Consider the following 25,137-nt stretch of genomic DNA (forward strand, 5'->3'; position numbering starts at 1 on the left):
CCTGTGATGGTGCCGGTCGGGATCGGTGCGGGGTCAGTGGGTGGGCGGCGCGACGTATCCGCCCGCCACGGCGGCGTCGTCGGCGGGGAACACCTGCACGTGGTCGGGGTTCCACGAGCAGCGGACGCGGGCGTCCACGGCCAGGTCGGGGGCGTCCGGCGTCGGCCGCCGCACGATGAGGCTCTGGTCGTCGCCGAGGCGCACGAGGTACTGCATCGTCTCGCCGAGGTGCGAGACGCCGAGCAGGGTGCCGTGCACCGAGTTCGGGGCGGCGGGCGCGCCGCCCGCGGCATCCGCTTCGATCGAGACGAACTCGGGGCGCACGGCCGCCTGTGCGGCCGCGCCGTCGGCGAGGCCCGCTGCCGCCTCCGAACGGATGCCGCGAATGAGCCCGTGCGCGGACTCGACCGCCGTGCCGCCCTCGGCCGCGACGCCGCGGAAGAAGTTCTGCTGGCCGACGAACGCCGCCACGTACGCGGAAGCCGGCCGGGCGTAGATCGTGTCGGCGTCGGCGAGCTGCTCGATGCGGCCCTCGCGCATGATGGCGATGCGGTCGCTCATCGACAGTGCCTCGCCCTGATCGTGCGTGACGAAGACGAACGTGATGCCGAGCCGCGACTGCAGCAGCTTCAGCTCGAGCTGCATCTCCTCGCGCAGCTGCCGGTCGAGCGCGCCGAGCGGCTCGTCGAGGAGGAGCACCGCCGGGCGGTTGACGAGCGCGCGGGCGAGCGCGACGCGCTGCTGCTGCCCGCCGGAGAGCTGCGTCGGCTTGCGATCGGCGAAGCGGCGCATCTGCACGAGCTCGAGCGCCTCGGAGACGCGCTGGCGCACCTCCGACTTCGGCGTGCGGCGCTGCTGGAGGCCGTACGCCACGTTCTCGGCGACCGACATGTGGGGGAAGAGCGCGTACGCCTGGAACACCGTGTTGACGTCGCGGCGGTACGGGGCGGCGCCCAGGACGGATCGTCCGGAGATGCGGATGTCGCCGTCGTCGGGCTGCTCGAACCCGGCGATCATGCGCAGCGTGGTGGTCTTGCCGCAGCCCGACGGGCCGAGCAGCGAGATGAACTCGCCCGGCTCGACCGAGAGGGAGACGCCGTCGACGGCCGTCGCGTCGCCGTACCGCTTGGTCACCCGGTCGAGCTCGACGGAGCCCGCCCGCGCGTCGCGCTCGCCTGATGCGGAGTTCGTGATCGCCTCGGTCGCCGCTGTCACCTGTGGGCACCTCCCGGTCAGCCTCGTCTGCTCGCCTCGTCGCGTGCCGCCATTCAACCCCCTTGTTGCACAGTTGTGCAATGGGCGCGTGGACAACCGGACGATCCATCGCCCCGCCCGCGGGAGCGCGACACTCCGTCCGGTGGTCCGTTCACGCGCCCGAAACGCGCGGCGCCGCGCCCCTCGCCTGCGCGCGACGCGAACGTCGGTCACGTCGGACGCGTTCTGTCGTTTCCCGCTCGCGATACCGACCCGATGCGTCTGTCGTGCGACCGCTCCGGGCTCGTCCTGTGGAGCGCGTGCATTCGCACAGCCGTGGCGCCGGCGCACGCGAAGGCGTTCCAGCGGTCCCATGATCGTCGGGTGCGTCGACCGAATCCGCTTCCCGCCACGTTGAGATCCGCGCCCTTCCGCGCCGCCGATGGGCTCTCGGCCGGCGTGAGTCCACGTCGTCTTCGCGCCCGCGACCTGGAGGCGCCGTTCCATGGTGTTCGCCTTCCACCGCCGTCCGAGGGGGAGATCGCCGCGCACGCGCGCCTGGATGAAGCCGCGCGATTCCGAGCGCGGGTGGGCCGCCGCTGCGCCGCCTACGCACTGGTCATGGCGCCGACCCACGCGTTCGCCGGCGCGACCGCGGCCGTGCTGCACGGGATACCGCTGCCGCGCGGACTCGAGGAGCAGTGCGAGTCGACGGTCCACGTCGTCGCGGTCGACGGCGGGCGAGCGCCGCGCGGGCGCGGGGTGCGTGGCACTTCCACGCGGGCTGCTCCGCGCGTGGTCGTGCGCGACGGCCTCAGGATGCTGAGCCCGGAGGACACGTGGTGCAGCCTGGCGACGTCGCTCGACCTCGACGACCTGATCGCCGCGGGAGATCGCCTGCTCGGCCTTCCCGCCCCGCTGACGTCGACGGCGAGGATCGATGCGGCGATCGCCCGTCACGGGAGTCGGGCGGGGGCGGGCCGACTCCGTACCGCCCGCGCGCACCTGCGGGCGAACGTCTTCTCCCGGCCGGAGACCATCGCCCGGCTCCGGCTGGTTCGCGCGGGATTGCCGGAGCCGCTGCCGAACGCGGTGATCGAGCTGCGGTCGGGGCGGCGCACCCGGGGCGACCTGGTATTCCGCGAGTTCAGGGTCCTCGTGGAGTATGACGGCGAGCAGCACCTGCTCGACTCGCGGCAGTGGGCGATCGACGTCGCGAGGCTCAACGACCTCGCGCAGGACGGCTGGTGCGTCATCCGCGTCACCAGGTCGACGAGCGAGGAAGAGCTCGTCGCGCGCACGCGTCGTGCCCTCATCGAGCGCGGTTGGCGTGACCGAGCACGTCCCGCGGACTCGAATCGTCGTGTCGCCCGGGCGATTCCGGCAATTCGGGTCCGGCGGAGAGGGACACAGAAGCGGGATGAGTAGGGCGCGCAGCGCGGGGTTGTTCCGCGGCGCGGAAGAACGCGGAAAGTTCACCCCCCGGATCGGCGGTCGGGGTGGGTGCAGCGCTTGCAGAGTGGATGCCACAGACCCCCGGACGACGTCGGAGGAGACGCCGGACGGACACACCGAGACATCCGCACCGCTGCACCGAAGGAGCACCACGATGAGCACGAACCGCCCCGGAGACCAGACCCAGACCGCCGCCGAGCTGCAGCTCGAGTGGGACGCCGACCCCCGCTGGGAGGGCGTCAAGCGCGACTACACCGCCGAGGACGTCATCGCCCTCCGCGGCCCGGTCCGCGAGGAGCGCACGCTCGCCCGTCGCGGTGCCGAGAAGCTGTGGGAGAACATCCGGAAGAACACCGGCACCGCGTTCGAGCCGATGGAGGACCCGGAGTGGTCGGCGGCGCTCGGCGCCCTCACCGGCAACCAGGCCGTGCAGCAGGTCCGCGCGGGCCTCAAGGCCATCTACCTGTCGGGCTGGCAGGTCGCCGCCGACGCGAACCTCTCCGGCCAGACCTACCCCGACCAGTCGCTCTACCCGGCGAACTCGGTGCCCGCCGTCGTGCGTCGCATCAACAACGCGCTGCTTCGGGCCGGCCAGGTCGAGCAGGGCACCGACGACCGCGACTGGATGGCGCCGATCGTCGCCGACGCCGAGGCCGGCTTCGGCGGCCCGCTCAACGCCTACGAGCTCATGCACCAGATGATCGAGGCGGGCGCGGCGGGCGTGCACTGGGAGGACCAGCTGGCGAGCGAGAAGAAGTGCGGCCACATGGGCGGCAAGGTGCTCGTCCCGACCGGCCAGCACATCCGCACGATCAACGCGGCCCGCATGGCGGCGGATGTCGCGGGCGTGCCCTCGATCATCATCGCCCGCACCGACGCGCTCGCCGCGACCCTGCTCACGAGCGACCACGACGAGCGCGACAAGCCGTTCGTCACCGGCGAGCGCACCGCCGAGGGCTTCTACCAGGTGCAGAACGGCATCGAGCCGGTCATCGCCCGCGGCCTCGCGTACGCCGAGTACGCCGACCTGCTGTGGGTCGAGTCGGCCGAGCCCGACCTCGAGCTCGCCCGCCGCTTCGCCGAGGCGGTGCACGCGAAGTTCCCGGGCAAGCGCCTGAGCTACAACTGCTCGCCGTCGTTCAACTGGAAGCGCCACCTCGACGACGACCAGATCGCGAAGTTCCAGCGTGAGCTCGCCGCCATGGGGTACGCGTTCCAGTTCATCACCCTGGCGGGCTTCCACTCCCTGAACCACGGCATGTTCACGCTCGCCAAGGACTACAACGAGCGCCACATGTCCGCGTACGTCGAGCTGCAGGAGGCCGAATTCGCCTCCGAGGCCGACGGCTACACCGCCACGCGCCACCAGCGCGAGGTCGGCACCGGCTACTTCGACCAGATCGCCACGGCGCTGAACCCCAACAGCGCGACCCTCGCCCTCGTCGGATCGACCGAGGAAGAGCAGTTCCAGCACTGATCGACGGGCGTCCCGCCCGCGAAGGAGACGAGACCATGACCATCACCATCGATCGACCGACCACGCATGAGCCGAAGCCGGCCCGCACGGCGCCCGCGTTCCAGACGGTGCAGCCGCACCTCGAGGTGACCGCGCCGTTCGGCGAGCGGTACGACGAGATCCTCACGCCCGAGGCGCTGCAGTTCCTCGCCCGGCTGCACGACCGGTTCGCCGGCACCCGGCACGAGCTGCTCGCCGAGCGCCTGCAGACCCGGGTCGACGCCGCCAACGGCCGCGACCCGAAGTTCCTCCCCGAGACCGAGTGGATCCGCAACGACGCGTCGTGGCGCGTCGCGGGTGCCGGCCCCGGCCTCGAGGACCGCCGCGTCGAGATCACCGGCCCCACCGACCGCAAGATGGCGATCAACGCGCTGAACTCCGGCGCCAAGGTGTGGCTGGCCGACCACGAGGATGCCACGAGCCCGACCTGGGCGAACGTCATCGAGGGCCAGCTCAGCCTGTTCGACTTCCTCCGCGGCGAGCTCGAGTACACGAGCCCCGAGGGCAAGGAGTACCGGATCAAGGCGACGGAGACGCCGACGATCGTGTTCCGTCCGCGCGGCTGGCACCTCGTCGAGAAGCACCTGCGGTTCCACGACCGCGCCGGCCGGGCGATGCACGCGTCGGGCTCGCTCGTCGACTTCGGGCTGTACTTCTTCCACAACGCCCGGAAGCTCATCGAGCAGGGTCGCGGCCCGTACTTCTACCTGCCGAAGCTCGAGTCGCACCGCGAGGCGAAGCTCTGGAACGACATCTTCGTCTTCGCGCAGGACGAGCTCGGCATCCCGCAGGGCACCGTCCGCGCGACGGTGCTCATCGAGACGATCCAGGCCGCGTTCCAGATGGACGAGATCCTCTACGAGCTGCGCGACCACTGCGCGGGCCTCAACGCCGGCCGCTGGGACTACATCTTCTCGATCGTGAAGACGTTCCGTTCACGCGGCCGCCGCTGGGTGATGCCCGACCGCAAGTCGATCACCATGACGGTGCCGTTCATGCGGGCCTACACCGAACTGCTCGTGCAGACCTGCCACAAGCGGGGCGCGCACGCGATCGGCGGCATGAGCGCGTTCATCCCGAACCGTCGCGACCCCGAAGTCACCGAGCGCGCGCTCGCCGCGGTGTCGGCCGACAAGCGCCGCGAGGCGACCGACGGCTTCGACGGCACGTGGGTCGCGCACCCCGACCTCATCCCCACGGCGCGCGCCGAGTTCGACGCGGTGCTGGGGGAGCGGCCGAACCAGGTGGACCGGCTCCGCGACGACGTCGAGGTGACGGCGGCGCAGCTGCTCGACATCCCGTCGGTGGGCGGCGAGGTCACCGAGGCGGGGGTGTACGACAACATCTCGATCTGCATCCGGTACATCGAGTCGTGGCTCCGCGGGACCGGGGCGGCGGCGATCGACAACCTGATGGAGGACGCCGCGACCGCGGAGATCTCGCGTTCGCAGGTGTGGCAGTGGCTGCACGACAACACGGTCACCGCCGAGGGCACGCGCATCGACCAGACGTCGATCGTGCGGATCATGGCGAAGGCCGTGGCCGACCTGCCCCGCTTCGAGGGCGACCGGTTCGACGACGCGATCTCGGTGTTCCGGTCGGTCGCGCTGGAGCCGGAGTTCCCGACGTTCCTGACGGTGGGGGCGTACGCCCGGTTCCTCTGAGCGGTCGAGACGAACGGATGCCGCGGGGCCCTGCCCCGCGGCATCCGCTCGTCGTCGCTGTGCCGCCCCCACCGGTGCCGCGGCGCGAAGGGTACGGGTGGTGACGCCGTACCACCACCCGGTGGCGGCCAGCTGCCACCGCACGTGGCGTTCCCCCGCGGCGCGCGGAGGGAGCAGGTCATGTGGTTCGACTCGTGGGGGGATGTCGCCCGGGTACTGCTGGTCGGAGCGGCCGCGTACGTCACGCTGGTGGTCGTGCTGCGCGTCTCCGGGAAGCGGACGCTGGGTCAGCTCAATGCGTTCGATTTCATCGTCACCGTCGCACTCGGATCGACGTTGGCGACGATCCTCCTCTCGTCGGAGGTGTCGTTCATCGAGGGGGCCGCCGCGCTCGCGCTGCTCGCCCTGCTCCAACTCGTCGTGGCCTTCGCCTCATCTCGGTCCGAGCGGCTCCGGGAGGCGGTGACCGCCTCACCGACGCTCGTGGTGTGGGACGGGGAGCTCGACCGGGTCGCGCTCGAGCACAACCGACTCGCGGAGTCGGAGGTGCTGCAGGCGATCCGCGCATCGGGGTCCGGCGGGTTGGACGACATCGCCGCGGTGGTGCTCGAGACGAACGGGAAGCTCAGCGTGATCACCAGGTCGAAGCTCGGCGACGCGTCGGCGCTCGGCAGCCTGCGGCCGGGCTCGTCCGCGTGAGCGGGATCGACGTCACCGCAGGGGGACGCCGACGTCGCCGCCGCCCTCGGGGGTGAGGCGCGAGCCCATCTTCACGAGCGTGGGGGCGGGGACGAACCCGCCGGCGAACAGCGCCTCGCCCTGGCGGAACCACGGCGACATCGCCAGCAGCCCGGCCGGTGCGACGCCGAAGTACGACCCGAGCTGGGCGAGGTCGCCGGGCGAGCTCATCTTCATCACGGCGAGGTTGTCGCACTGCGAGATGATCCCCGGGTGGATCTTGGACGGGCGCTGCGTCGACAGCAGCAGCCACAGCCCGTACTTGCGGCCCTCCGCCGCGATCTGGATGATCCGCTCGCGCACCGCGACGGCGAGCGGCGTCACGAGGTCGGGCGAGCACAGGTTGTGCGCCTCGTCGATCACGAGCAGCACGGGGCGGCGCTCCGCGCGCCGCGCCCACAGGTCGTCGAGCACCGAGATCGCGACCGAGAGGTGCTGGTCGGGCGTCGAGAAGCCGCCGAGGTCGAGCACCGTGGCATCCGGCCGTTCGGCGACGATCTCGTTCACCGGCGTGCGCGGGCCCGCCCACACCTCCCAGTCGAGCATGCCGAGGTTCTCGATGCGGGTCGCGAGCGCCTGCCGGCCCGGGTCGTCGGAGCCACGCAGCTCGCCGAGCAGCGTGTCCTTGTCGAGCGCGGTCGCCACCTCGTCGGAGTGCAGCAGCGTGTTGAACTCGCGCGCGTCGGCCACCGGATCGAGCCGCAGGATCGCGGCCTTCGCCTCGATCGGCAGCGACCGGAAGTGCACGAGCAGCGGGTCGGGCCCGTTGGGGCGCAGCACGCGCACGTTGCGCGACGCGAGCGCCGCGGCGTCCGCCCCGCTCACGCCGTCGCGCAGTTCGCCGAGCCGCACGAAGTCGGAGTTCGGGTCGAACACGACGATCGGCAGGGCCGTGTGGGCGAGCAGCTGCTCGAGCACCACGCCAAGCGCGTAGGTCTTGCCCGAGCCGGACTGCCCGCACCAGAACGTGTGCCGGTTGAAGCGCGTGCCGATGAGCTTCGCCGGTCCCGGCGAGGCCAGCATCGAGCCGATCTCGAGCGTCGCGTGCGAGGCGCGGTGCAGGGCGTCGACGGATGCCGCGTCCGCGGGCTTCACGTGCGCGTTGCGGAACGGCGCGTCCGACCGCTGGTCGAGCTCGCCGTCCTCGCCGAGCACGCCGAGCACGCGTCCGACCTCCGCGCCGTCGGACGACGCCGCCTCGACGAGCCCGAGCCACGCGCCATCCGTCGTCTCGAGCCGGACGAGCGTGCCCGTGGGCGCGCCCTCGCCCGCGCTCGTCGTGAACGACCGACCATCGACCGACGCCGCCAGCACTCCCGACATCCGTACCCCCTCCGCCCGGGCGGTGCCCCGTCGACCGCCGGATGACGACACCTTCTCACGCGACGCCGCCGGGCGTCGAGGGCGATTCGTCGGCGCCCGCTGCCGCGCGGCCCTGCCGTTCGCGCCCGCCGCCCGGTAGCGTCGCAGGCGTGAACGTACGCACCCGCCTCGCGAGGCCCGCCGACGCCGAGGCGCTCGCGCGGCTCGCCGCCGTGACGTTCCCGCTCGCCTGCCCGCCCTCGACCACGGCCGAGTCGATCGCCGACTTCATCGCCGGGCACCTGACCGAACCGCACTTCGCCGGGTACCTCGCCGATCCGGACCGCACCCTGTACGTCGCCGAACCCGACGACTCGCCGGCGGGGGCCGCGCTCGCCGCGTCCGAGGCGGTCGTCGCGACCGGCGGGCTCATCGGCTGGTCGATGCTGGTGTCGACCCCGGGCGGCGTCCCGGCCGATGCGGATGCCGCGGCATCCGTCACCGCGCGACCGGCGATCGAGCTCAGCAAGATGTACGTGCACCCCGCCGTGCACGGCGCGGGCGTCGCCGGCGCGCTCATGGAGACCACCCTCGACGCGGCGGCCCGCGCCGCGGCATCCGTCGTCTGGCTCGGCGTGAACCAGGAGAACCGGCGCGCCATCCGCTTCTACGAGAAGCAGGGGTTCGAGGTCGTCGGCACGAAGCGGTTCCGGGTGGGCGACCGGCTGGAGCACGACTACGTGCTCGAGCGGCCCCTCGCGGAGGACGCGCCGCCCGCGACCGGGCCGATCAGCGTGCTGCCTTGACCTGCTCGTACGCGGCGAGGGCCGCGTCGCGGGTGGCCTTGAGGTCGACGATCGGCTCCGGGTAGTCGTCGGTGCCGTACTCGGGCACCCACCGGCTCACGTAGGCGCCGTCGGGGTCGAACTTCTCGCGCTGCAGCTCGGGGTTGAAGATGCGGAAGTACGGTGCGGCATCCGCCCCGGAGCCCGCGACCCACTGCCAGCCGAACGGGTTGTTGGCGTGGTCGGCGTCGACGAGGGTGTCCCAGAACCACTCCTCGCCGCGGCGCCAGTCGATGAGCAGGTTCTTGATGAGGAACGACGCCGAGATCATGCGGGCGCGGTTGTGCATGACGCCCGTGTGCCAGAGCTCGCGCATGGCGGCGTCGACGACCGGCACTCCGGTGCGACCCCGTTCCCACGCGGTGAGCGCGGACGGCTTCAGCCGCGGCCAGGGGAACGCGTCGAACTCGCTGCGCCAGCTCTTGGTGGCGAGGTCGGGGAAGTGGAACAGGATGTGCCACGCGAACTCGCGCCAGCCGACCTCGGAGAGGAACTTGCGCGCGCCCTCGGTGCCGGCGGCGCGCTCGCGCGTGGCGTGCCAGACCTGGTGCGGGCTCAGCTCGCCCCAGCGCAGCCGCGGCGACAGTCGGCTCGTCACCTGCCGGTCGAGCCGGTCGCGACCCTTCGCGTAATCGCGCAGGTCGTCCTCGAGGAACTCGTCGAGGCGCGCGTGCGCGGCGGCCTCGCCGGGCTCCCAGGTGTCGCGGATGCCGCCCGCCCAGTCGGGCTTCGTGGGCAGCAGCGCCCACTCGTCGAGGTCGTCGCTCGCCGGGCCGCCGCGTCCGTACGCGCCGCCGACCCCGGTGAGGTCGCCGGGTGACGGGGCGGGCAGCGGATGCCGCGGCTCGTCGGCCGCGAGGCACGCCTTCCAGAACGGGGTGAACACCGAGAACGGGGTGTCGGAGCCGGTGCGGATCGTCCACGGCTCGAACAGCAGCGACCCGGCGAAGCTGCGCACCTCGAGGCCCGCCTCGGCGAGGGACGACTTCAGGTCGGTGTCGACCTCACGCTCGGCGGCGCCGTAGCGGCGGTTCCAGAACGCGGCACCCGCCCCGGTCTCGTCGACGAGCGAGGGGATGACGCGTCCCGCCGGCCCGCGCCGCAACACGAGCTTCACGCCGAGCTCGCGCAGGTCGTCGGCGAGGGACGCGAGCGAGTGGTGCAGCCACCAGCGCGCCGCGCCGCCGAGCGGACGGATCCCGGGCGACTCCTCGTCGAGCACGTACACCGCCACGACCGGTTCGCCGCGCTCGACCGCCGCGTGCAGCGCCGGATGGTCGGCCACCCGCAGGTCGTCGCGGAACCAGACGATGGACGGCGCGGCGCTCATGGCTCGACGCTAGCCGAGCCGCCCCGCCTGCTCGCTGGGCGTTCACTGGAAATACGCCGGACGCGGATCGTCGCTTCGCCGGGCGCGATCCGACCGATCGCGTCCGCCGCACGAGCCGATGTTCGACAGACCGGCCTCCTGTCCGGGAGACCGATGCGCCGGGACCGGCGACGACCGGTCCGAGCCGGTCACGACCCGCTGAGCCACCGGCCGACCGCGTCGCGCAGGGCGGCGGTCTGCGCCGCCTGTCCGTCGTCGCGCGCCGGCACCCGCGCGAGCGGCGAGCCCAGGGCGCCCGCCCACCGCTCGGCGAGCGCGAACGGGTGCACCGGGTCGCGCGGCGCGCCGACCACGAGCGAGCGGATGCCGCGGTCGGCGAGTCCGCCGAGCTCGGGCTCGCCGTCGAAGGCGCGGTTGCGCGGGATCTCGACGAGGCGGATCGCCCGGCGGGCGGCATCCGTCGACGTGAACTGCGACAGGAGGCCGCGCCCGCCCGCGGGCGACTCGCGCGCGACCCGCAGGTAGGGCTCGGTGCGGCGGAACCGCTCGGCGCCGTCGCGGGGTCCGGACTCGCGCAGCAGCTCGCCGATCACGGGGAAGGCGCGCAGGTGCTCGGGGAGGGACCGGTCGTCGAACGCGGGCCGCACGAACACCGCGCGCTCGACCGGGAGCAGTCCGCGCAGGCAGATCCGCAGCCCGATGGCGGCGCCCATCGAGATGCCGACGATCGTCGCGGGCTCGTCGGCCCCGGCCGCGTGGCGCGCGACGGCGGCGACCTCGTCGGCCAACCGGTCGAGCGCGAAGTCGGCCGGTTCGCCGACGACCGTCGACGCGCCGTGCGCGCGGACGTCGGGCGCGACGACGTCGCTCGCGGGCACGCCGAGCCCGTCGAGCACGGGCCCGACCAGGTCGAGCGGCTGCGCGCGGTCGGCGCCGAGCCCGTGCAGGAGCACGAACCTCACGCGAGCGGCCCCGGACGGTAGAAGGAACGATCGGGCGACTCGCGGAAGCCGCCCGCCTCGACGGCACCCGGCTGCGGCCGGATCGCCTCGAGGAGCAGGTTGGCGAGGCGCACGAGCATCGCGACCTGGTTCTCGTCGCGATCGACCCAGCGGCACTGCGGGTCGCCGATCGGCACGAACCCGTCGTGCTGCTCCCACACGACGAGCGTGCGCTCCGCGCCGAGCACGTACTGCTGCCACCACACCTGGCGCAGGTAGCTGCGGGGGATGCCGCGCCACGGCTTCGACGTGGTCTTGATCTCGCACAGCTCGAGCGCGCCGTTCGGCGCCACGCGCAGGCCGTCGGGCGTCGCGAGGTGGCGACGCTCGGCCTCGGCGTGGAACAGCAGCGCCGACGGAGCCAGCCCGTGCTCGCGCAGCACCCACGAGGCGATCACCGGTTCGCGCTCGCGTCCGTGATCGGTGAAGCGGCTGCCGCCGAATCCGCGGCCGCGCGTGCCGTACAGCTTCTCGTTCGCCGCAGCCCGCACGGATGCCGCAGACGCGAGCTTCGCGGCATCCGTCGCCGTCACGCCCCGCGAGCGGGCCCGCAGCCAGGCCACCCGGTCACCGGCATCGGCGACCACGCGCTGCTCATGCGGATGCCGCTGCGGTGCGAGCGTCGCGGCGCGCATCTCACCGCCCTCGAGGTCGAAGAGGGCGAACGGCTGGGTCACCCCACCACGGTACCCCCGGCCGCCGTCGTGCGCCGCCGCGAGGACCGCGCGCCGGTCAGTACCACTTCGCGAAGGACTGGTACTGCGAGAAGCCCGCATGCGCGTCGACGGTGCCCGGGGTCCAGTAGCCGTGCGACAACCAGCCGTACGAGTACTGGAAGTGCCCCATCGACCCCTTCCACGGCGTGGACGCGGCCGGGTGGCACATGTACCCGCAGTACCCGGTGACCGCGGCGCCGAACGCCCGCCCGGACTGGGCGTGGCCGACCGACGAGTACTGGCTGCCCGGCATCCCGAGGTCGTTGCGGCCCAGTGCGTCGTACACCGCCTTGTGGTCGGCGCTCGTGTTGGCGTAGCCCGTGCCCGCGTCGTTGTAGAACGCGGCGCCGACGACGTCGCCCTCGACCTGGGTCGGGAAGCGGTCGGCCAGTCCGCGCGTGGTCTGGATCGCCCACAGCACCTCGTCGGGCAGCAGCGCTCCCATGTCGAACGACACGAATGCGGCATCCGCCCCCACCGAGAGGTCGAAGTAGTCGGCCGGCTCGACCGCACCGGAGGACGACCGCCGCTGCGGGATCGGCAGCTCGCGCCCGCCGAGCGAGACGGGGCCGCCGGTCAACCGCTGCCACGAACCGACCGGTCCGACGTCCGTGCCGTCCATGAAGACCCGCCAGCTGTCCATGCGGTGCTTGATGCACCGGTCGGAGTACTGCACCCCGGTCGGCTGCGGCTGCGGCAGGTACTGCTGGTTCATCCACTGGTTGTTCACCGGCTGGCCCGTGCAGAAGCCGCTCGATTCGCCCGTCGTCAGGACGATCACCACGTCGTACCGGCGCGGGTCGGGCTGGCCGAGGAGCGACCACGCCGCGAAGTCGTCGTCGGGGTGGGCGACGACGGTGTAGCGGATGACGCGGCCGTCGTCGGGCAGCCACCAGGACACCCGCCGGGCGGCGTCGAGCGTCGCGCGCGGCGGCACGTCGACCCCGTCGACGAGGAGCAGCGGACTCGCCGAGGCGCCCGCGACGGCGCCCGCGCCGAGGCCGTCGGGGAATGCCAGGCCGGAGGCGAGCACGACCCGGCTGGTCGTCGGCCTGAAGAAGCGATCCGCGATGGCGGCGGCCGTCGCGTACCGGTCGGCGCCGGCCACGCGCACCACCTGGCCGCCGGTGAGCGAGCGGATGCGCGAGGCGACCGTGTCGCTCACGACGCCCGTGCCGCCGGCGATGTACACGACGGGCGGTCGCAGGCGCGCGAGCTCGGTCTCGGTCGCCTTGGGCACGGAGTTGGCGGCGACGAGCAGCGTCGGGGCGTCCTGCTGGGCGGCGGCCGGACCGGCGCCGAGGGCGTCGGGGAAGTCGTTGCCGCTGACGACGAACGCCGCCGGCGGACGGCTGGGGAAGAAGCGCTTCGAGAGCGCCGCCGCGGTGGCGTACCGGTCGGCACCGGCGAGGCGCTCGACCGCGGCGGTCGGCACGGCCTGCTGCACGGCCGACGCGACGCCCGCGCTGACGGCACCGGTGCCGCCCACGATCCAGATGTTCTTCGGCGCGAGCCGGGCCAGTTCGGCGGCGACGCCCGCGGGCAGCGCGGTGGCCCTGGTGAGCAGCACCGGGCCGCGCCGGTCACCCGCGACCGTGGCCGCCGAGAGGCCGTCGGGGAAGGTCTCGCCGCCGGCGATGAACACGTCCGAGGCGCCAGCGGTGAAGTGCAGGGAGCTGAGGGCGATCGCGGTGGCGTAGCGGTCGGCGCCGCCCGCCCGCTGCGCCGTGCGATCGGTGACCGATGCCGTCGTGTTCAGTGTGGCCGCGCGCACTGAGCCGGTGCCGCCGGCGGCGAGCGCCGTGCCGACGATGCGGTTGGTGACGGGGGCCGCCTGGATCCCGGCCTCGAGGGACCGGTCGACGTCGGTCGGCGCCCGGAGCTCCTCGAGCACCTCGCTCGGCTCCTCCGGCGGGCCCTGGTCGCGCGGCGGGTCGTCGGGCCGGCCGGGCGGCTCGGGGGGCCGTGGCACCGAGGTCGCACGCGGATCGGGTTCGGGCTTCGGCGTGGCCGCAGCCGGGGCTGCGGCCAGGCCCGCCGTGATGAACGTCGCCGCGGCGATCGTGGCGATCCAGCGCCTCATGGTTCTGCCCTCCACCGCACGGGCGGGGGCGTTGACGGGGTGCGCCTCCGCCGCTCCCGTGGGTCCGGGGCTCGGGTCGCTCCGGCCGGGCGCGGTCCTGCGACGCTACTCGCCGCCGACGGGCCGGGGCAGTCCCCAAGACGCGGGGTATGTGCGGCGTCCGCCGCGCCGCGAGGACGGCGTGCGCGTCGCTACTTGACGGCGCGGAGGCCGGCGCCGCCAGCGGACTGCGCGATCATCGCCTCGATGTTGGCGGGGGAGAGCGAGTGGTGGATGGCGAGCATCGTCGCGCCGTGGACGGCCGCGTCGGCGCCCGTCTGGGAGAGCGTGATGTGCAGCGCCTCGGTCGCGAGCGGCATCGAGCGGCGGTACACGACCTCGCGCACGCCGGCGATGAGGTGCTCGCCGGCCTCGGCCATCGCACCGCCCAGCACGATCACCGACGGGTTCATGAGGCTGACGCACGTGGTGAGGACCTCGCCGACGTCGCGCCCGGCCTGGCGGACCGCCTGGATGGCGTTGACGTTGCCGTTCTTGACGAGGTCGACCACGTCGCGGGAGTTCTGGGCGGGGATGCCGGCGGCGGTGAGCGATCGCGCGATCGCGCTGCCCGAGGCGAGTGCCTCGAGGCATCCGAAGTTGCCGCAGTTGCAGGCGATCTCGGCGCCGCGGGAGACGTAGACGTGCCCGATGTCGCCGGCGGTGCCCTGCGCGCCGCGCTGCAGGAAGCCGCCGGAGATGACGCCCGCGCCGATGCCCGTCGCGATCTTGACGAACAGGAGGTGGTCGACGTCGGGCCAGGCGCGCTCGCGCTCGCCGAGGGCCATGATGTTGACGTCGTTGTCGACGAGCACCGGCACGTCGAGCTCCTGCCGGATCCACCCCGCCACGTCGAAGCGGTCCCACCCCGGCATGATCGGCGGATTGATCGGACGGCCCGTGCTGAACTCGACGGGGCCCGGGAGGCCGATGCCGATGGCGAGCAGGTCGTCGATGCGGCGTCCGGCGCGCTGGATCAGCTCGCGGGAGGCGGCGATCGCCGCGTCGAGGACGACGCGCGGACCCTCCGCGACCGCGATGGTCGAGTTGGTCTCCTCGAGCATGCGACCCGTGATGTCGCTCAGCGCGGCACGCACATGCGAGGCGCCGATGTCGATGCCGATCACGTACCGGTCGCTCGCCGTGATGGCGAAGAGGGAGGAGGGCCGGCCGCCGGTCGACGCGGCCTCGCCGACCGGGCCGACGAGGCCCAGGTCGGTGAGCGCGTCGATGCGCATGGCGACCGTCGTGCGCGCGAGTCCGGTGATCGCGGCGAGTTCGCTGCGGGTGCGCGGCTGCCCGTCGCGGAGGATCTGGAACAGATCGCTCATCGCCGTGGACCCCAGCGCATTCACATGGGGTCGCACGTCGCCCGGACTTCTGTCATTCATATGCCGATTCTCCCATATGCGGTGGCGGAACTCCCATGACTTCGCATGCGATTGCCGGGTCGGGGCCCCTCCGGGCCCGGTCTAGTGCGATCGCGTGTTCTGGCCCGAGAACCGCTGCTGGAGCAGCACCGCCACCACGATGATCACGCCCTTCGCCACCGCCTGGACCGAGGTGGAGAGGTTGTTCTGCGTGAACACGTTGGTGAGCGTCGCGAAGATGAGCACGCCGAACACCGTGCCGGTGATCGTGCCCCGGCCACCTGCGAGGAGCGTGCCGCCGACGACGACCGCGGCGATCGCGTCGAGCTCGTAGAGCGTGCCGTGCGTCGACGTGCCCGCGGTGGTGCGGCCGAGGATCATGATGGCCGCGATGCCGGCGGTGAGCCCCGCGAGCGCGTAGAGGTACATGGTGTGGCGCCGGACCGCGACACCGGCGAGACGCGCCGCCTCGCGGTTGCCGCCGACCGCGACGGTGCGGCGGCCGAAGGTCGTGCGGTTCAGGAGGATCCAGCCGGCGCCGGCGACGAGGATGAAGATCCAGATGAGCATGTCGATGCCGAGCAGGTCGAGGTTCATGAACTGCTGGAACTCCGGCACGCGCACGACCTGGGTCTGGCGGTTGGCGAGGATCTCGGCGAGACCGCGCGCGGCGACGAGCATCGCGAGGGTCGCCATGAACGCCACGACCTTGCCGTACGCGATGACGAAGCCGTTGATGAAGCCCGCGGCCAGGCCGACGGCGAGGGCGACGAAGACCATCACGACCCAGGTCGAGCTCTCCGCCGCGGCCTGCACGGCCGAGAGGGTGGCCACGACCGAGGCGAGCCCCATGACCGAGCCCACCGACAGGTCGATGCCGCCGCCGATGATGACGAACGTCATGCCGATCGAGATGACCCCGATGATCGAGGCGAGCCGCAGGATGACGAGGATGTTGTCGATCGCGGTGAAGCGGTCGCCGGCCGTGATCGCGCCCACCGCGAAGAGCGCGGCGAGGGCGAGGATGAGGCCGAGGTTGCGGCCGACGGAGCCGCTGAGAAGGGCGCGTGCGTCGAAGCGGCGCGGCGCGGGGGCGGCCGTCTCGCTCGCGGGGGCGGGCTCGGCGGGGGTGATGGTCTGCTGCTCGCTCACGCGGCGGTTCCTTCCATGATGAGGTCGAGCACGCGGTGCTCGTCGATCTGATCTGCCTGCACGGTGCTGAGCACCCGCCCGTCGGCGATGACGAGCACGGTGTCGGCGAGGCCGAGCACCTCCTCGATCTCGCTCGAGACGATGACGACCGCGTCGCCGTTCGCCGCGAGCCGGCGGATGAGCGCGTAGATCTCGGCGCGCGCCCCGACGTCGACGCCGCGGGTGGGCTCGTCGAGCAGCAGCACCGAAGTGCGGTTGACGAGCCAGCGGGCCAGCAGGATCTTCTGCTGGTTGCCGCCCGAGAGGGTCCGGGCGGGACGGTCCGGATCGGCGGGCCGGAGCTGCAGCGCCGAGATCTGCTCGGTCGCCACGCGCCGCTCCGCCTTCTCGTTGACGAACCCGGCGCGGGCGTATCGGGCGAACGACGAGAGCGTCACGTTCTGGTAGATGGGCTCGTCGAGTAGCAGGCCCTGGCTCTTGCGCTCCTCGGGCGAGAGCCCGATGCCCGAGCGCACGGCGTCGCGGACGGAACCGCGACGGAGCTGGCGGCCCTTCACGCGGACCGTGCCGGAGGTGGCGCGCCGGGCGCCGTAGACGGTCTCCAGGATCTCGGAGCGGCCGGAGCCCACGAGCCCGGCGAGCCCGACGATCTCACCGGCCCGGACCGTGAAGCTCACGTCCTCGAAGACGCCGTCGAGCCCGAGGTCGCGCACGTCGAGGAGGACCTCGGCGTCGCCGGGGACGGGGACGGCGGGCGGGAAGACGTTGGCCACCGACCGTCCCGTCATGAGGCGGATGAGCTCGGACGTGGGGGTGTCGCCGACGGGGAGCCCGTTGGCCGTGCTCCGTCCGTCCTTCAGCACCGAGATGCGGTCGCCGATCTCGCGGATCTCCTCGAGGCGGTGGGTGATGTAGACGACGGCGATCCCGGCGGCGGTGAGCTCGCGCACGACGCGGAAGAGGTTCTTGACCTCCTCGCTGTCGAGCACCGCGGAGGGCTCGTCCATGATGATGAGCTTCGTGTCGTGCGACAGGGCGCGGGCCATGCTCACGATCTGCTTGTTGGCCGCGCTCAGCGATCCCACCTCGCGCGTGGGCGGGAGGGTGCCGTGGCCGAGGCGCTCGAGCAGTCGGCGTGCGCGCGCGTTGGCCTCGCCCGACCGGGTGAACCCGCCGACGGCGAGCTCGTGGCCGAGGAAGATGTTCTCGGCGACGGTGAGCCCGTCGACGACGTCGAGCTCCTGGTACATCGTCGCGATGCCGAGGTCGATGGCGTCCTGCGGGGAGGAGAGCGCCACCTCCTCGCCGTTCCAGACGATGGTTCCGGAATCGGGCGCGTGCACGCCGGCGAGCGTCTTGATCAGCGTGGACTTGCCCGCGCCGTTCTGGCCGAGGATGCAGTGCACCTCGCCGGCGACGATCTCGAGGTCGACGCCCTTGAGCGCCTGAACGCCCGAGAAGGCCTTCGAGATGCCGCTCATGCGGAGTAATGCCGGAGAATGGTCGTCTTTGATCACTCGCACAGCATAACTGCAACTCGCGATGACGCAAGCCCTGAGGTCTTCGGATGACGCGCCTGGCCCGTGTTCGAGGGGCACGGCGCCATCCGGAGCCTGATGGCACTTTTGCCGATTTCCAAACATAAGTTGCGCACGAGCCGCGATCTTCTGTTACGCTCGCCGCACGTCAGCGTGGACTCGGTTCGTGGGTGCGACACACCCCCGGCGGATGGGGTCCATCTGGCGGCGATGCGTCACATCCAATGAGAGGACAACAACAATGAGTGTCACGCGCACTTCCCGCGCCCGCACCCTGGTCATGGCGGGCGCCTCGCTCGCCGTCGCCGGTCTGCTGGCCGGCTGCACCGCCGGCGGCTCGGAGTCCGCCGTCGTGGAGAACAAGGGCTCGGCCGAGCAGAACGCGGAGGCAGGCGACACGGTCGTCATCGGCTTCTCGGGTCCCGCCGCCGACCACGGCTGGCTGGGTGCGATCAACTCGGCCGCGATCGCCGCCGCCGAGAGCTACCCCGACGTCGAGCTGCGCGTCGCCGAGGGCACGAACGACGCCAACCTCCAGATCAGCCAGGTCGAGACGTTCGTCAACGAGGGCGTCGACGCGATCGTGCTGCTGCCCACCGACGGCGCCGCGCTCACCGAGGCCGCGACCAAGGCCATGGAGGCCGGCATCCCGGTCATCAACGTCGACCGCGAGTTCTCCTCGCCCGCCGCCGCGCGCGCCACGATCCTCGGCGACAACTACGGCATGGGCGTCTCGGCCGGCAGCTACATCTGCGAGCGCCTGGGCGACCAGCCCGACGCCGTGGTCGCCGAGATCGCGGGCATCGACTCGCTGCCGCTGACGCAGGACCGCTCGCGCGGCTTCGCCGACGCGCTCTCCGAGTGCGGCCTCGAGGTGAACAACCGCGTCGCAGCGGACTTCACCATCCAGGGCGGCGAGGCGGTCACCTCGCAGCTGCTCTCGGCCGCTCCGCAGATCGACGCGATCTGGAACCACGACGACGACCAGGGTGTCGGCGTCCTCGCGGCGATCGACGCCGCCGGACGCGACGAGTTCTTCATGGTCGGCGGTGCGGGCAGCGCGAACGCCATGCGCGCGATCGAGTCCGGCGACTCGGTCCTCGAGGCGACCGTGATCTACCCGTCGACGCAGGCCGCCGACGGCATCGCGCTGGCGCGCCTCATCGCGCAGTCGAAGACCATGGGCGACCTGTACACGCCGAGCGTTCCCTACCGCATCGTGCTCGACGCGCCGGTCGTCACGAAGGACAACGTCGACGACTACATCGACTTCGCATTCGAGTCCTGACCCGATCCACAGGCTGGGCGCCCGGCAGGGCGCCCAGCCTTCCCTACACCTGAAAGGCGGCTTCGATCCGCATGCGTGAACTGCTCCGCGTCGCGATGGTGGGCAACGGCTTCATGGGAGCCGCCCACTCGCAGGGATGGCGCGTCGCCCCGAGATTCTTCGACCTCCCCGTCCAGCCCTCCATGGACGTCCTCGTCGGTCGCAACCCGCAGAGCGTGAAGGCCGCGGCCGAGAAGTGGGGATGGCGCGAATCGTCGACGGACTGGCGCGAGGTCGTCGAGCGCGACGACATCGACGTCGTCGACATCGTCACCCCCGGCGACAGTCACGCGGAGATCGCGATCGCCGCCCTCGAGGCGGGCAAGCACGTGCTCTGCGAGAAGCCCCTCGCCAACTCGTCCGCCGAGGCCGAGGGCATGACCCGGGTCGCCGAAGCGGCCGCCGAGCGCGGCATCCGCTCGATGCTCGGCTTCACCTACCGTCGCGTGCCCGCAACGGCGTTCGCCCGGCGCCTCATCGCCGACGGGCGGATCGGCGAGGTGCGGCACGTCCGCGCATCGTACCTGCAGGACTGGCTGATCGACCCGGCGAGTCCGATGACCTGGCGCCTGCAGAAGGACCGGGCGGGCTCCGGCGCGCTCGGCGACATCGGCGCGCACGCGGTCGACCTCGCCGAGTACATGACGGGCCTCCAGCTCGGCCGGGTCTCGGGCGTGCTCGAGACCTTCGTGCGCCAGCGCCCGATCGGCGGATCCTCGTCGGGCGCGATCGCCGCGGCGTCGTCCGGTGCGCCCGCGGCCGAGTACGGCGAGGTGACCGTCGACGACGTGGCCTTCTTCCGCGGCCGCTTCGACTCGGGTGCGCTCGGCACCTTCGAGGCGTCGCGCATGGCCACGGGGCGCAAGAACGCGCTTCGGGTCGAGGTGTCCGGGTCCACCGGCGCGATCGCGTTCGACCTCGAGGACCTCAACGCGCTCGAGTTCTACGACGCCACCGACGCGGCCGGCGAGCAGGGCTTCCGCAAGATCATCGTCACCGAGCCGGAGCACCCCTGGGTGTCGGCGTGGTGGCCCGCGGGTCACATGCTCGGCTACGAGCACGGCTTCGCCAACCAGGCCAAGGACTTCGTCGACGCGATCGCCGCCGGGCAGTCGCCGAGCCCGTCCTTCGCCGACGGGCTGCACGTGCAGCGCGTCCTCGACGCGGTCGAGCGCAGCTCGGAGGGCGACGGCGCGTGGGTGGAGGTCGTCGGCGGCGAGGGCTGATCCGGACCCGCCGACGCTCGGACCGGCGCGATGGGGCGCCGGGGAGAGGAGGCTCGCATGCCGCTCGGGCAGCGTGAGCGCAGCGACATCGCGGACGCCGAGGCACCGGCGCTGGGCGACCTCGTCGAGCACGCCGTCGGGCGCGTGCCGGCATCGGTCTCCGCCACCTGGCGCCGCCTGCGCGCCACGCCGGCGGGTGCCGAGGCGGGCGAGCTCGTCGCGGCCATCGCCGTGCAGGGCGGCGGCAAGCACCTGCGGGCCCGGCTCGCGTGCGCCGCGTACCTCGGCCTCGGCGGCACGTCCGAGGCGGTCTGCGACGCCCTCGGCAGTGCGGTGCAGCTGCTGCACCTCGGGCTCTGCATCCACGACGACCTCATCGACGGCGACGATCGCCGCCACGGCCGGCCGAACGTGGTCGGCACGGTGCGGGCCGCGCGGGCGGCCGACGGCGATGCCCCGGGGATCGCCGAACGGCAGGCGGCGGCGGCGGGGCTGCTCGCGGGGGACCTCGCGATCGGGGCGAGCGTGCGGGCGCTCGCGGGCGCGGCGCTGCCGCCCGGCATCCGTTCGGATCTCACGCTCGAGCTGCTGGACGCGCTCGACGAGACCATCGCGGGGGAGTGGCTCGACGTGCGCGGCGAGCAGCAGCCCGTCGACGAGGCACGGCCGGTCCGCACGGCCGAGCTCAAGACTGCGCGGTACAGCGTGGTCCTGCCGCTGCGGCTGGGGGCGATCGCCTCGGGTGGGGCGGATGCCGCGGTGCTGGCCGGGCTGTCGGCGTACGGGCGTCATCTCGGGGTGGCCTACCAGTTGAAGGACGACGAGCTGGCCGTGTTCGGCGACCCGGCGCAGACCGGCAAGTCCGTGTCGTCCGATCTGCGCGGCGGCAAGCGGACCGCCCTGCTGCAGCTCGCGCTCGACTTGGCGGATCCGGCGGCCCGGCGCGTGCTCGACCGCGACGTCGGCCGGGCGGACCTGCCGGAGGCGGGCGTCGAGCGGATCCGGGTGATCCTCCGCGAGTGCGGGGCGCTCGAGGCGCACCGCGACCTGATCGTGGAGCACGCGGCGGCAGCGGTCTCGGCGCTCGAGTCGGCCCGCCTGCCGGCCGGGCTGCACGGCTACCTGCAGGTGATCGCCCGGGCGGTCCCGGGCCGGTCGTCATGACTTTCGATGATGAAACATCGGGTTTACGCACTTCATGCGCAACTTGTGTTTGACCAAGGATGCAAGCTCCGCTAGCGTCGGACCGGCGGCTCAGGGCCGCCACGGCTCGGCGCAACGGTGCAGACGGGAACGGAGAGGTTCGACGATGAACGAAGGACGTACGGGGATCTGGTTCGTCGGCGCGCGCGGCAGCGTCGCGACGACCGCGGCCATCGGGCTCGCCGCACTGGTCGAGGGGCGGATCCGTCCGGTCGGCCTCACCACCGCCGCCCCCGACTTCGATGACGTCGCACTGCCCGAGTTCGCCGACCTCGTCGTCGGCGGCCACGACGTCGACGAGACCCCGCTGCTCGAGCGTGCTCGCCGCCTCGCGGCCGGCGGCATGATCGCCCCCGCGACCGTCGAGGCGGTCGCGGCGCGCCTCGACGCCATCGACGGCGAGATCCGGCCGGTCCCGCGCGAGGCGCGCGGCTCCCAGCGGCGCGAGATCGGGCTGCGCGCCGACGACATCCGGTCCTTCCGCGAGCGCCACGGGCTTCGCCGGGTCGTCGTCATCGACGTCGCCTCCACCGAGCCGCTCCCCGCCGACCGGCCCGAGTTCCACGACCGCGCCGCGCTCGACGCCGCGCTCGACGAGGCGGGCCGCGACCTGCTGCCCTCCAGCACCCTGTCGGCGCTCGCCGCGCTCGAGGCGGGGTCGCCCTACGCGTGCTTCACCCCGTCGATCTCGCTCGGCATCCCCGCGCTGCAGGACGCCGCGGCCGAGGCCGGCGTGCCCGTCGCCGGACAGGACGGCAAGACCGGCGAGACCCTGCTCCGCACGGTGCTCGCGCCCATGTTCGCCTCGCGCGGCATGCGCGTGCTCTCATGGGCGGGCGCGAACCTGCTGGGCGGCGGCGACGGCGCCACGCTCGCCGACCCCGCCGCGGTGCAGTCCAAGCTCGTGTCGAAGAACCGCGGCCTGCACGACCTGCTCGGCCACGACGTGGTCACGCCGCTGCACATCGACAACGTGCCCGACCTCGGCGACGTCAAGACCGCGTGGGACCACGTGCACGCCGAGGGCTTCCTCGACACGCGCATCACCCTGCAGACCACCTGGACCGCCTACGACTCGACGCTCGCCGCGCCGCTCGTCATCGACCTCGCGCGCCTGCTCTCGCTCGCCCACGAGGCCGGTCTCGTCGGGCCCGTCCCCGAGCTCGGCTACTTCTTCAAGGACCCGTGGGGCAGCGACGTGCACGCGTTCGCGCGCCAGGCCGACGAGCTCGTCTCGTGGGCGCTGCGCACCGCCGTGCGGAGGAACGCGACGCAGGCGGCCTGACGTGGACCTCCGCTCGTTCCTCCAGCTCGTGCGCGCGCCCGCCGGCCTCACGGTCGTCGGCGACGCGACGGCGGGCATGGCCTCGGCCGGCCGCACGGGGCTCGTGCCGCGGCTCGGGCTGCCCGTGGCATCCGTGCTGCTCTACTGGGGCGGCATGGCGCTGAACGACGCGGCCGACGCCGAGCTCGACCGGGTCGAACGGCCCGAGCGGCCGATCCCCTCGGGGCGGATCAGCCGTCGCGGCGCGGTGGGCGTCGCGGGAGCGCTCACGGTCGCGGGCCTCGCCGTTGCGGGACTCACGGGCGGACGGTCCTCGCTCGCCGTGGCCGTGCCGCTCGCGGCCTCCGTGTGGACCTACGACCTCGTCGCCAAGCGCGGCTGGACCGGCCCGCTCGTGATGGGCGCCTGCCGCGGCCTCGACGTGCTGCTCGGCGCCGGACGCGACGGCGCCGCTGCGGCGGCACGGCCCGCGCTGGTGATGGCGGGGCACACGGCGAGCGTCACCACGCTGTCGCGCGGCGAGGTGCACGGCGCCGAGCCCGCGACCGCCGCCGTCGCGGCCGCCACGACCCTCGCTGCCGGGGTCGCCGCGGTGCGGCCCGAGCCGACCGCGGCGGGGGTCGTCTCGATCGTCGCGGCGCTGCGGTACGCGGTGCCGACCCTCCGGGCCCAGGCGGGCGCGGTCGCCGACCCGTCGGCACCCGTCGTCCGCTCGGCCACGCGCCGCGGCATCCTCGCCATGGTGCCCCTGCAGGCGGCGCTCACCGCGCGGGCCGGCCGTCCGGTCGACGCCCTCGTGCTGCTCGGCATCGACGCGCTCGGGGTCGTGCTCGGCCGCCGTGCGAAGGGGCGCGAGATCACATGAACGCGACCGCGGCACCGGCCCGCCCCGTGCTCGGGTACGGCACGAACGGCTTCGCCGACCATCCGCTCGACGCCGCGCTCGACGTCATGCAGGCGCACGGCTACCGTGCGGTGGCGCTCACGCTCGGCCACCCCCACTTCGACCCCGTCGCCGACGGATGGCTCGACCGGGCGATCGCGCTGCGCGACGACCTCCGGCGCCGGGGCCTGCGCGTGGTCGTCGAGACCGGCGGGCGCTACGTGCTCGACCCGTTCCGCAAGCACCGGCCGAACCTGCTCGACGACGACGCCGACGCCGCGGTGCGCGTGGCCTTCCTCGTCCGCGCCGTCGAGGTCGCCGCCGTGCTCGACGCCGAGTGCGTGTCGCTGTGGGCCGGGGTGCGTCCCGGGGGGCTGGCGACGGATGCCGCGTGGGACCGCCTCGTGCGACGACTGCGGCCCGTGGTCGAAGCCGCCCGCGAGCACGGCGTGCGCCTCGGGTTCGAGCCGGAGCCCGGGATGCTCGTCGAGACCGTGGCCGACGCCCTGCGCCTGCGGGCCGCACTCGGCGACCCGCCGGAGTTCGGCCTGACGGTCGACCTCGGCCACTGCGAGGTCGTCGAGCCGGACGGCGTGGAGGGGGCGCTCCGCGCCGCGGGCGACCTGCTCGTGAACGTGCAGGTCGACGACATGCTCCCGCACGCGCACGAGCACCTCGAGCTCGGCGCCGGAAGCCTCGACCTCGACCTCGCGTTCCGCACGCTCGCCGACCTCGGCTACGCGGGCGTGGCCGCGGTCGAACTGCCGCGGCACTCGCACGCGGCACCCCGCTGCGCCGAGGAGAGCATGGCGCGGCTGACCGACGTCATGGAGAGGATCGGACGATGACCGCCACCGACGGCATGGAAGCGCGCTACCGCGACGGCGACACCGAGCAGCGCATCGCGGTGCTCGAGGACCTGAACCGGCACGCGTACGACGGCGCCCTCGCCGACGACGAGCGCGAGGCGGGCCTCGGGCTCGTCCGCGACGCCCTGCGCACCAACGACCCGCGCCTCGTGTCGGCGGCGATGGGCGCCTTCGCCGGGCGCCACCTCGGCGACCACGACTGGCGGCACGGCGTCATGAAGCTCGTGTTCATGGAGGTGCCGCTGACCACGGTCGACCGCCTGGTCGACCGGCGCGACGCCGAGCTGTCGCGCATGGCCGCCGACCTCGCCGAGGAGCGCGAGGCGGCCGGTCGCCCCGTCCCCGACGACCTGCGGTCGCTGCTGCCGCCGGTCGGCGCCGCACGAGAGGAAGGCCGCTGA

The 25,137-nt window shown here is 73.1% G+C and carries 21 protein-coding genes; 12 read left to right on the plus strand and 9 right to left on the minus strand.

The features are described from left to right. Positions 1 to 33: 33 nt before the first annotated feature. Positions 34 to 1,215 carry an ABC transporter ATP-binding protein gene (locus M1L56_RS03275; protein WP_248598139.1) on the minus strand — a complete coding sequence of 394 codons (1,182 nt, stop codon included), beginning with the start codon at positions 1,213 to 1,215 and terminating at the stop codon, positions 34 to 36. A gap of 363 nt (positions 1,216 to 1,578) precedes the next feature. Here M1L56_RS03275 and M1L56_RS03280 point away from each other — a divergent pair, with 363 nt between their 5' ends. From M1L56_RS03280 to M1L56_RS03295, 4 genes are all read left to right on the plus strand, one after another. Next, positions 1,579 to 2,622, plus strand: coding sequence for a hypothetical protein (locus tag M1L56_RS03280; protein ID WP_248598140.1), 1,044 nt, complete (start codon positions 1,579 to 1,581; stop codon positions 2,620 to 2,622). Positions 2,623 to 2,803: 181 nt separating this feature from the next. Beyond that, positions 2,804 to 4,126, plus strand: a complete 1,323-nt coding sequence (gene aceA / locus M1L56_RS03285) for an isocitrate lyase (RefSeq protein ID WP_248598141.1) — start codon at positions 2,804 to 2,806, stop codon at positions 4,124 to 4,126. Positions 4,127 to 4,161: 35 nt separating this feature from the next. Continuing rightward, the gene (gene aceB, locus M1L56_RS03290; protein WP_248598142.1) at positions 4,162 to 5,829 is read left to right on the plus strand and encodes a malate synthase A; all 1,668 of its coding nucleotides are present in this window, start codon (positions 4,162 to 4,164) and stop codon (positions 5,827 to 5,829) included. 180 nt (positions 5,830 to 6,009) lie between these two features. Continuing rightward, on the plus strand, positions 6,010 to 6,528 hold the full coding sequence (locus tag M1L56_RS03295) for a DUF421 domain-containing protein (protein ID WP_248598143.1): 519 nt from the start codon (positions 6,010 to 6,012) through the stop codon (positions 6,526 to 6,528). Positions 6,529 to 6,540: 12 nt separating this feature from the next. On the opposite strand, the gene M1L56_RS03300 is transcribed toward M1L56_RS03295, so the two are convergent. After that, positions 6,541 to 7,890 (minus strand): ATP-binding protein, encoded by a 1,350-nt coding sequence (locus M1L56_RS03300; RefSeq protein ID WP_248598144.1) that lies wholly within the window; start codon positions 7,888 to 7,890, stop codon positions 6,541 to 6,543. 149 nt (positions 7,891 to 8,039) lie between these two features. Here M1L56_RS03300 and M1L56_RS03305 point away from each other — a divergent pair, with 149 nt between their 5' ends. Beyond that, complete coding sequence (locus M1L56_RS03305) at positions 8,040 to 8,675, plus strand: N-acetyltransferase (RefSeq protein WP_248598145.1); 636 nt, start codon at positions 8,040 to 8,042, stop codon at positions 8,673 to 8,675. On the opposite strand, the gene M1L56_RS03310 is transcribed toward M1L56_RS03305, so the two are convergent. The 7 genes from M1L56_RS03310 to M1L56_RS03340 form a co-directional block, all read right to left on the minus strand. Continuing rightward, the gene (locus M1L56_RS03310; RefSeq protein ID WP_248598146.1) at positions 8,659 to 10,044 is read right to left on the minus strand and encodes a deoxyribodipyrimidine photo-lyase; all 1,386 of its coding nucleotides are present in this window, start codon (positions 10,042 to 10,044) and stop codon (positions 8,659 to 8,661) included. The two genes, M1L56_RS03305 and M1L56_RS03310, sit on opposite strands and share 17 nt — an antisense overlap. Positions 10,045 to 10,232: 188 nt before the next feature. After that, on the minus strand, positions 10,233 to 11,006 hold the full coding sequence (locus M1L56_RS03315) for an alpha/beta fold hydrolase (protein WP_248598147.1): 774 nt from the start codon (positions 11,004 to 11,006) through the stop codon (positions 10,233 to 10,235). Then, positions 11,003 to 11,680: a YqaJ viral recombinase family protein gene (locus M1L56_RS03320; protein WP_082847358.1), complete on the minus strand. Its 678-nt coding sequence runs from the start codon at positions 11,678 to 11,680 to the stop codon at positions 11,003 to 11,005. Before M1L56_RS03320 ends, M1L56_RS03315 begins: the two co-directional genes overlap by 4 nt. Before the next feature lie 97 nt (positions 11,681 to 11,777). Next, positions 11,778 to 13,844, minus strand: a complete 2,067-nt coding sequence (locus tag M1L56_RS03325) for a cell wall-binding repeat-containing protein (RefSeq protein WP_248598148.1) — start codon at positions 13,842 to 13,844, stop codon at positions 11,778 to 11,780. A gap of 191 nt (positions 13,845 to 14,035) precedes the next feature. Then, positions 14,036 to 15,214 carry an ROK family transcriptional regulator gene (locus tag M1L56_RS03330; protein ID WP_067950682.1) on the minus strand — a complete coding sequence of 393 codons (1,179 nt, stop codon included), beginning with the start codon at positions 15,212 to 15,214 and terminating at the stop codon, positions 14,036 to 14,038. A 141-nt stretch (positions 15,215 to 15,355) separates the two neighbouring features. Further along, entirely contained in the window at positions 15,356 to 16,405 is a 1,050-nt protein-coding gene (locus M1L56_RS03335; protein ID WP_248598149.1) for an ABC transporter permease, read from the minus strand. Continuing rightward, positions 16,402 to 17,886, minus strand: coding sequence for a sugar ABC transporter ATP-binding protein (locus M1L56_RS03340; RefSeq protein WP_248598150.1), 1,485 nt, complete (start codon positions 17,884 to 17,886; stop codon positions 16,402 to 16,404). The genes M1L56_RS03335 and M1L56_RS03340 overlap by 4 nt, the downstream gene beginning before the upstream one ends. A gap of 298 nt (positions 17,887 to 18,184) precedes the next feature. Between M1L56_RS03340 and M1L56_RS03345 the strand changes: the two genes are divergently transcribed. The 7 genes from M1L56_RS03345 (at position 18,185) to M1L56_RS03375 (ending at position 25,137) form a co-directional block, all read left to right on the plus strand. Next, positions 18,185 to 19,231, plus strand: coding sequence for a substrate-binding domain-containing protein (locus M1L56_RS03345; protein WP_067950678.1), 1,047 nt, complete (start codon positions 18,185 to 18,187; stop codon positions 19,229 to 19,231). A 71-nt stretch (positions 19,232 to 19,302) separates the two neighbouring features. After that, on the plus strand, positions 19,303 to 20,496 hold the full coding sequence (locus M1L56_RS03350) for a Gfo/Idh/MocA family protein (RefSeq protein WP_248598151.1): 1,194 nt from the start codon (positions 19,303 to 19,305) through the stop codon (positions 20,494 to 20,496). 57 nt (positions 20,497 to 20,553) lie between these two features. After that, positions 20,554 to 21,660, plus strand: a complete 1,107-nt coding sequence (locus M1L56_RS03355; protein WP_248598152.1) for a polyprenyl synthetase family protein — start codon at positions 20,554 to 20,556, stop codon at positions 21,658 to 21,660. A gap of 145 nt (positions 21,661 to 21,805) precedes the next feature. Next, positions 21,806 to 22,984, plus strand: a complete 1,179-nt coding sequence (locus M1L56_RS03360; RefSeq protein ID WP_248598153.1) for an inositol-3-phosphate synthase — start codon at positions 21,806 to 21,808, stop codon at positions 22,982 to 22,984. A gap of 1 nt (position 22,985) precedes the next feature. After that, entirely contained in the window at positions 22,986 to 23,849 is an 864-nt protein-coding gene (locus tag M1L56_RS03365; protein WP_248598154.1) for an SCO3242 family prenyltransferase, read from the plus strand. Further along, a complete protein-coding gene (locus M1L56_RS03370) occupies positions 23,846 to 24,715 on the plus strand; it encodes a sugar phosphate isomerase/epimerase (RefSeq protein ID WP_248598155.1) in 870 nt (289 codons plus the stop codon). The genes M1L56_RS03365 and M1L56_RS03370 overlap by 4 nt, the downstream gene beginning before the upstream one ends. Further along, a complete protein-coding gene (locus M1L56_RS03375) occupies positions 24,712 to 25,137 on the plus strand; it encodes an EboA domain-containing protein (RefSeq protein ID WP_248598156.1) in 426 nt (141 codons plus the stop codon). The genes M1L56_RS03370 and M1L56_RS03375 overlap by 4 nt, the downstream gene beginning before the upstream one ends.

The organism is Agromyces sp. C10 (genome assembly GCF_023217995.1).
GTDB lineage: Bacteria > Actinomycetota > Actinomycetes > Actinomycetales > Microbacteriaceae > Agromyces > Agromyces indicus.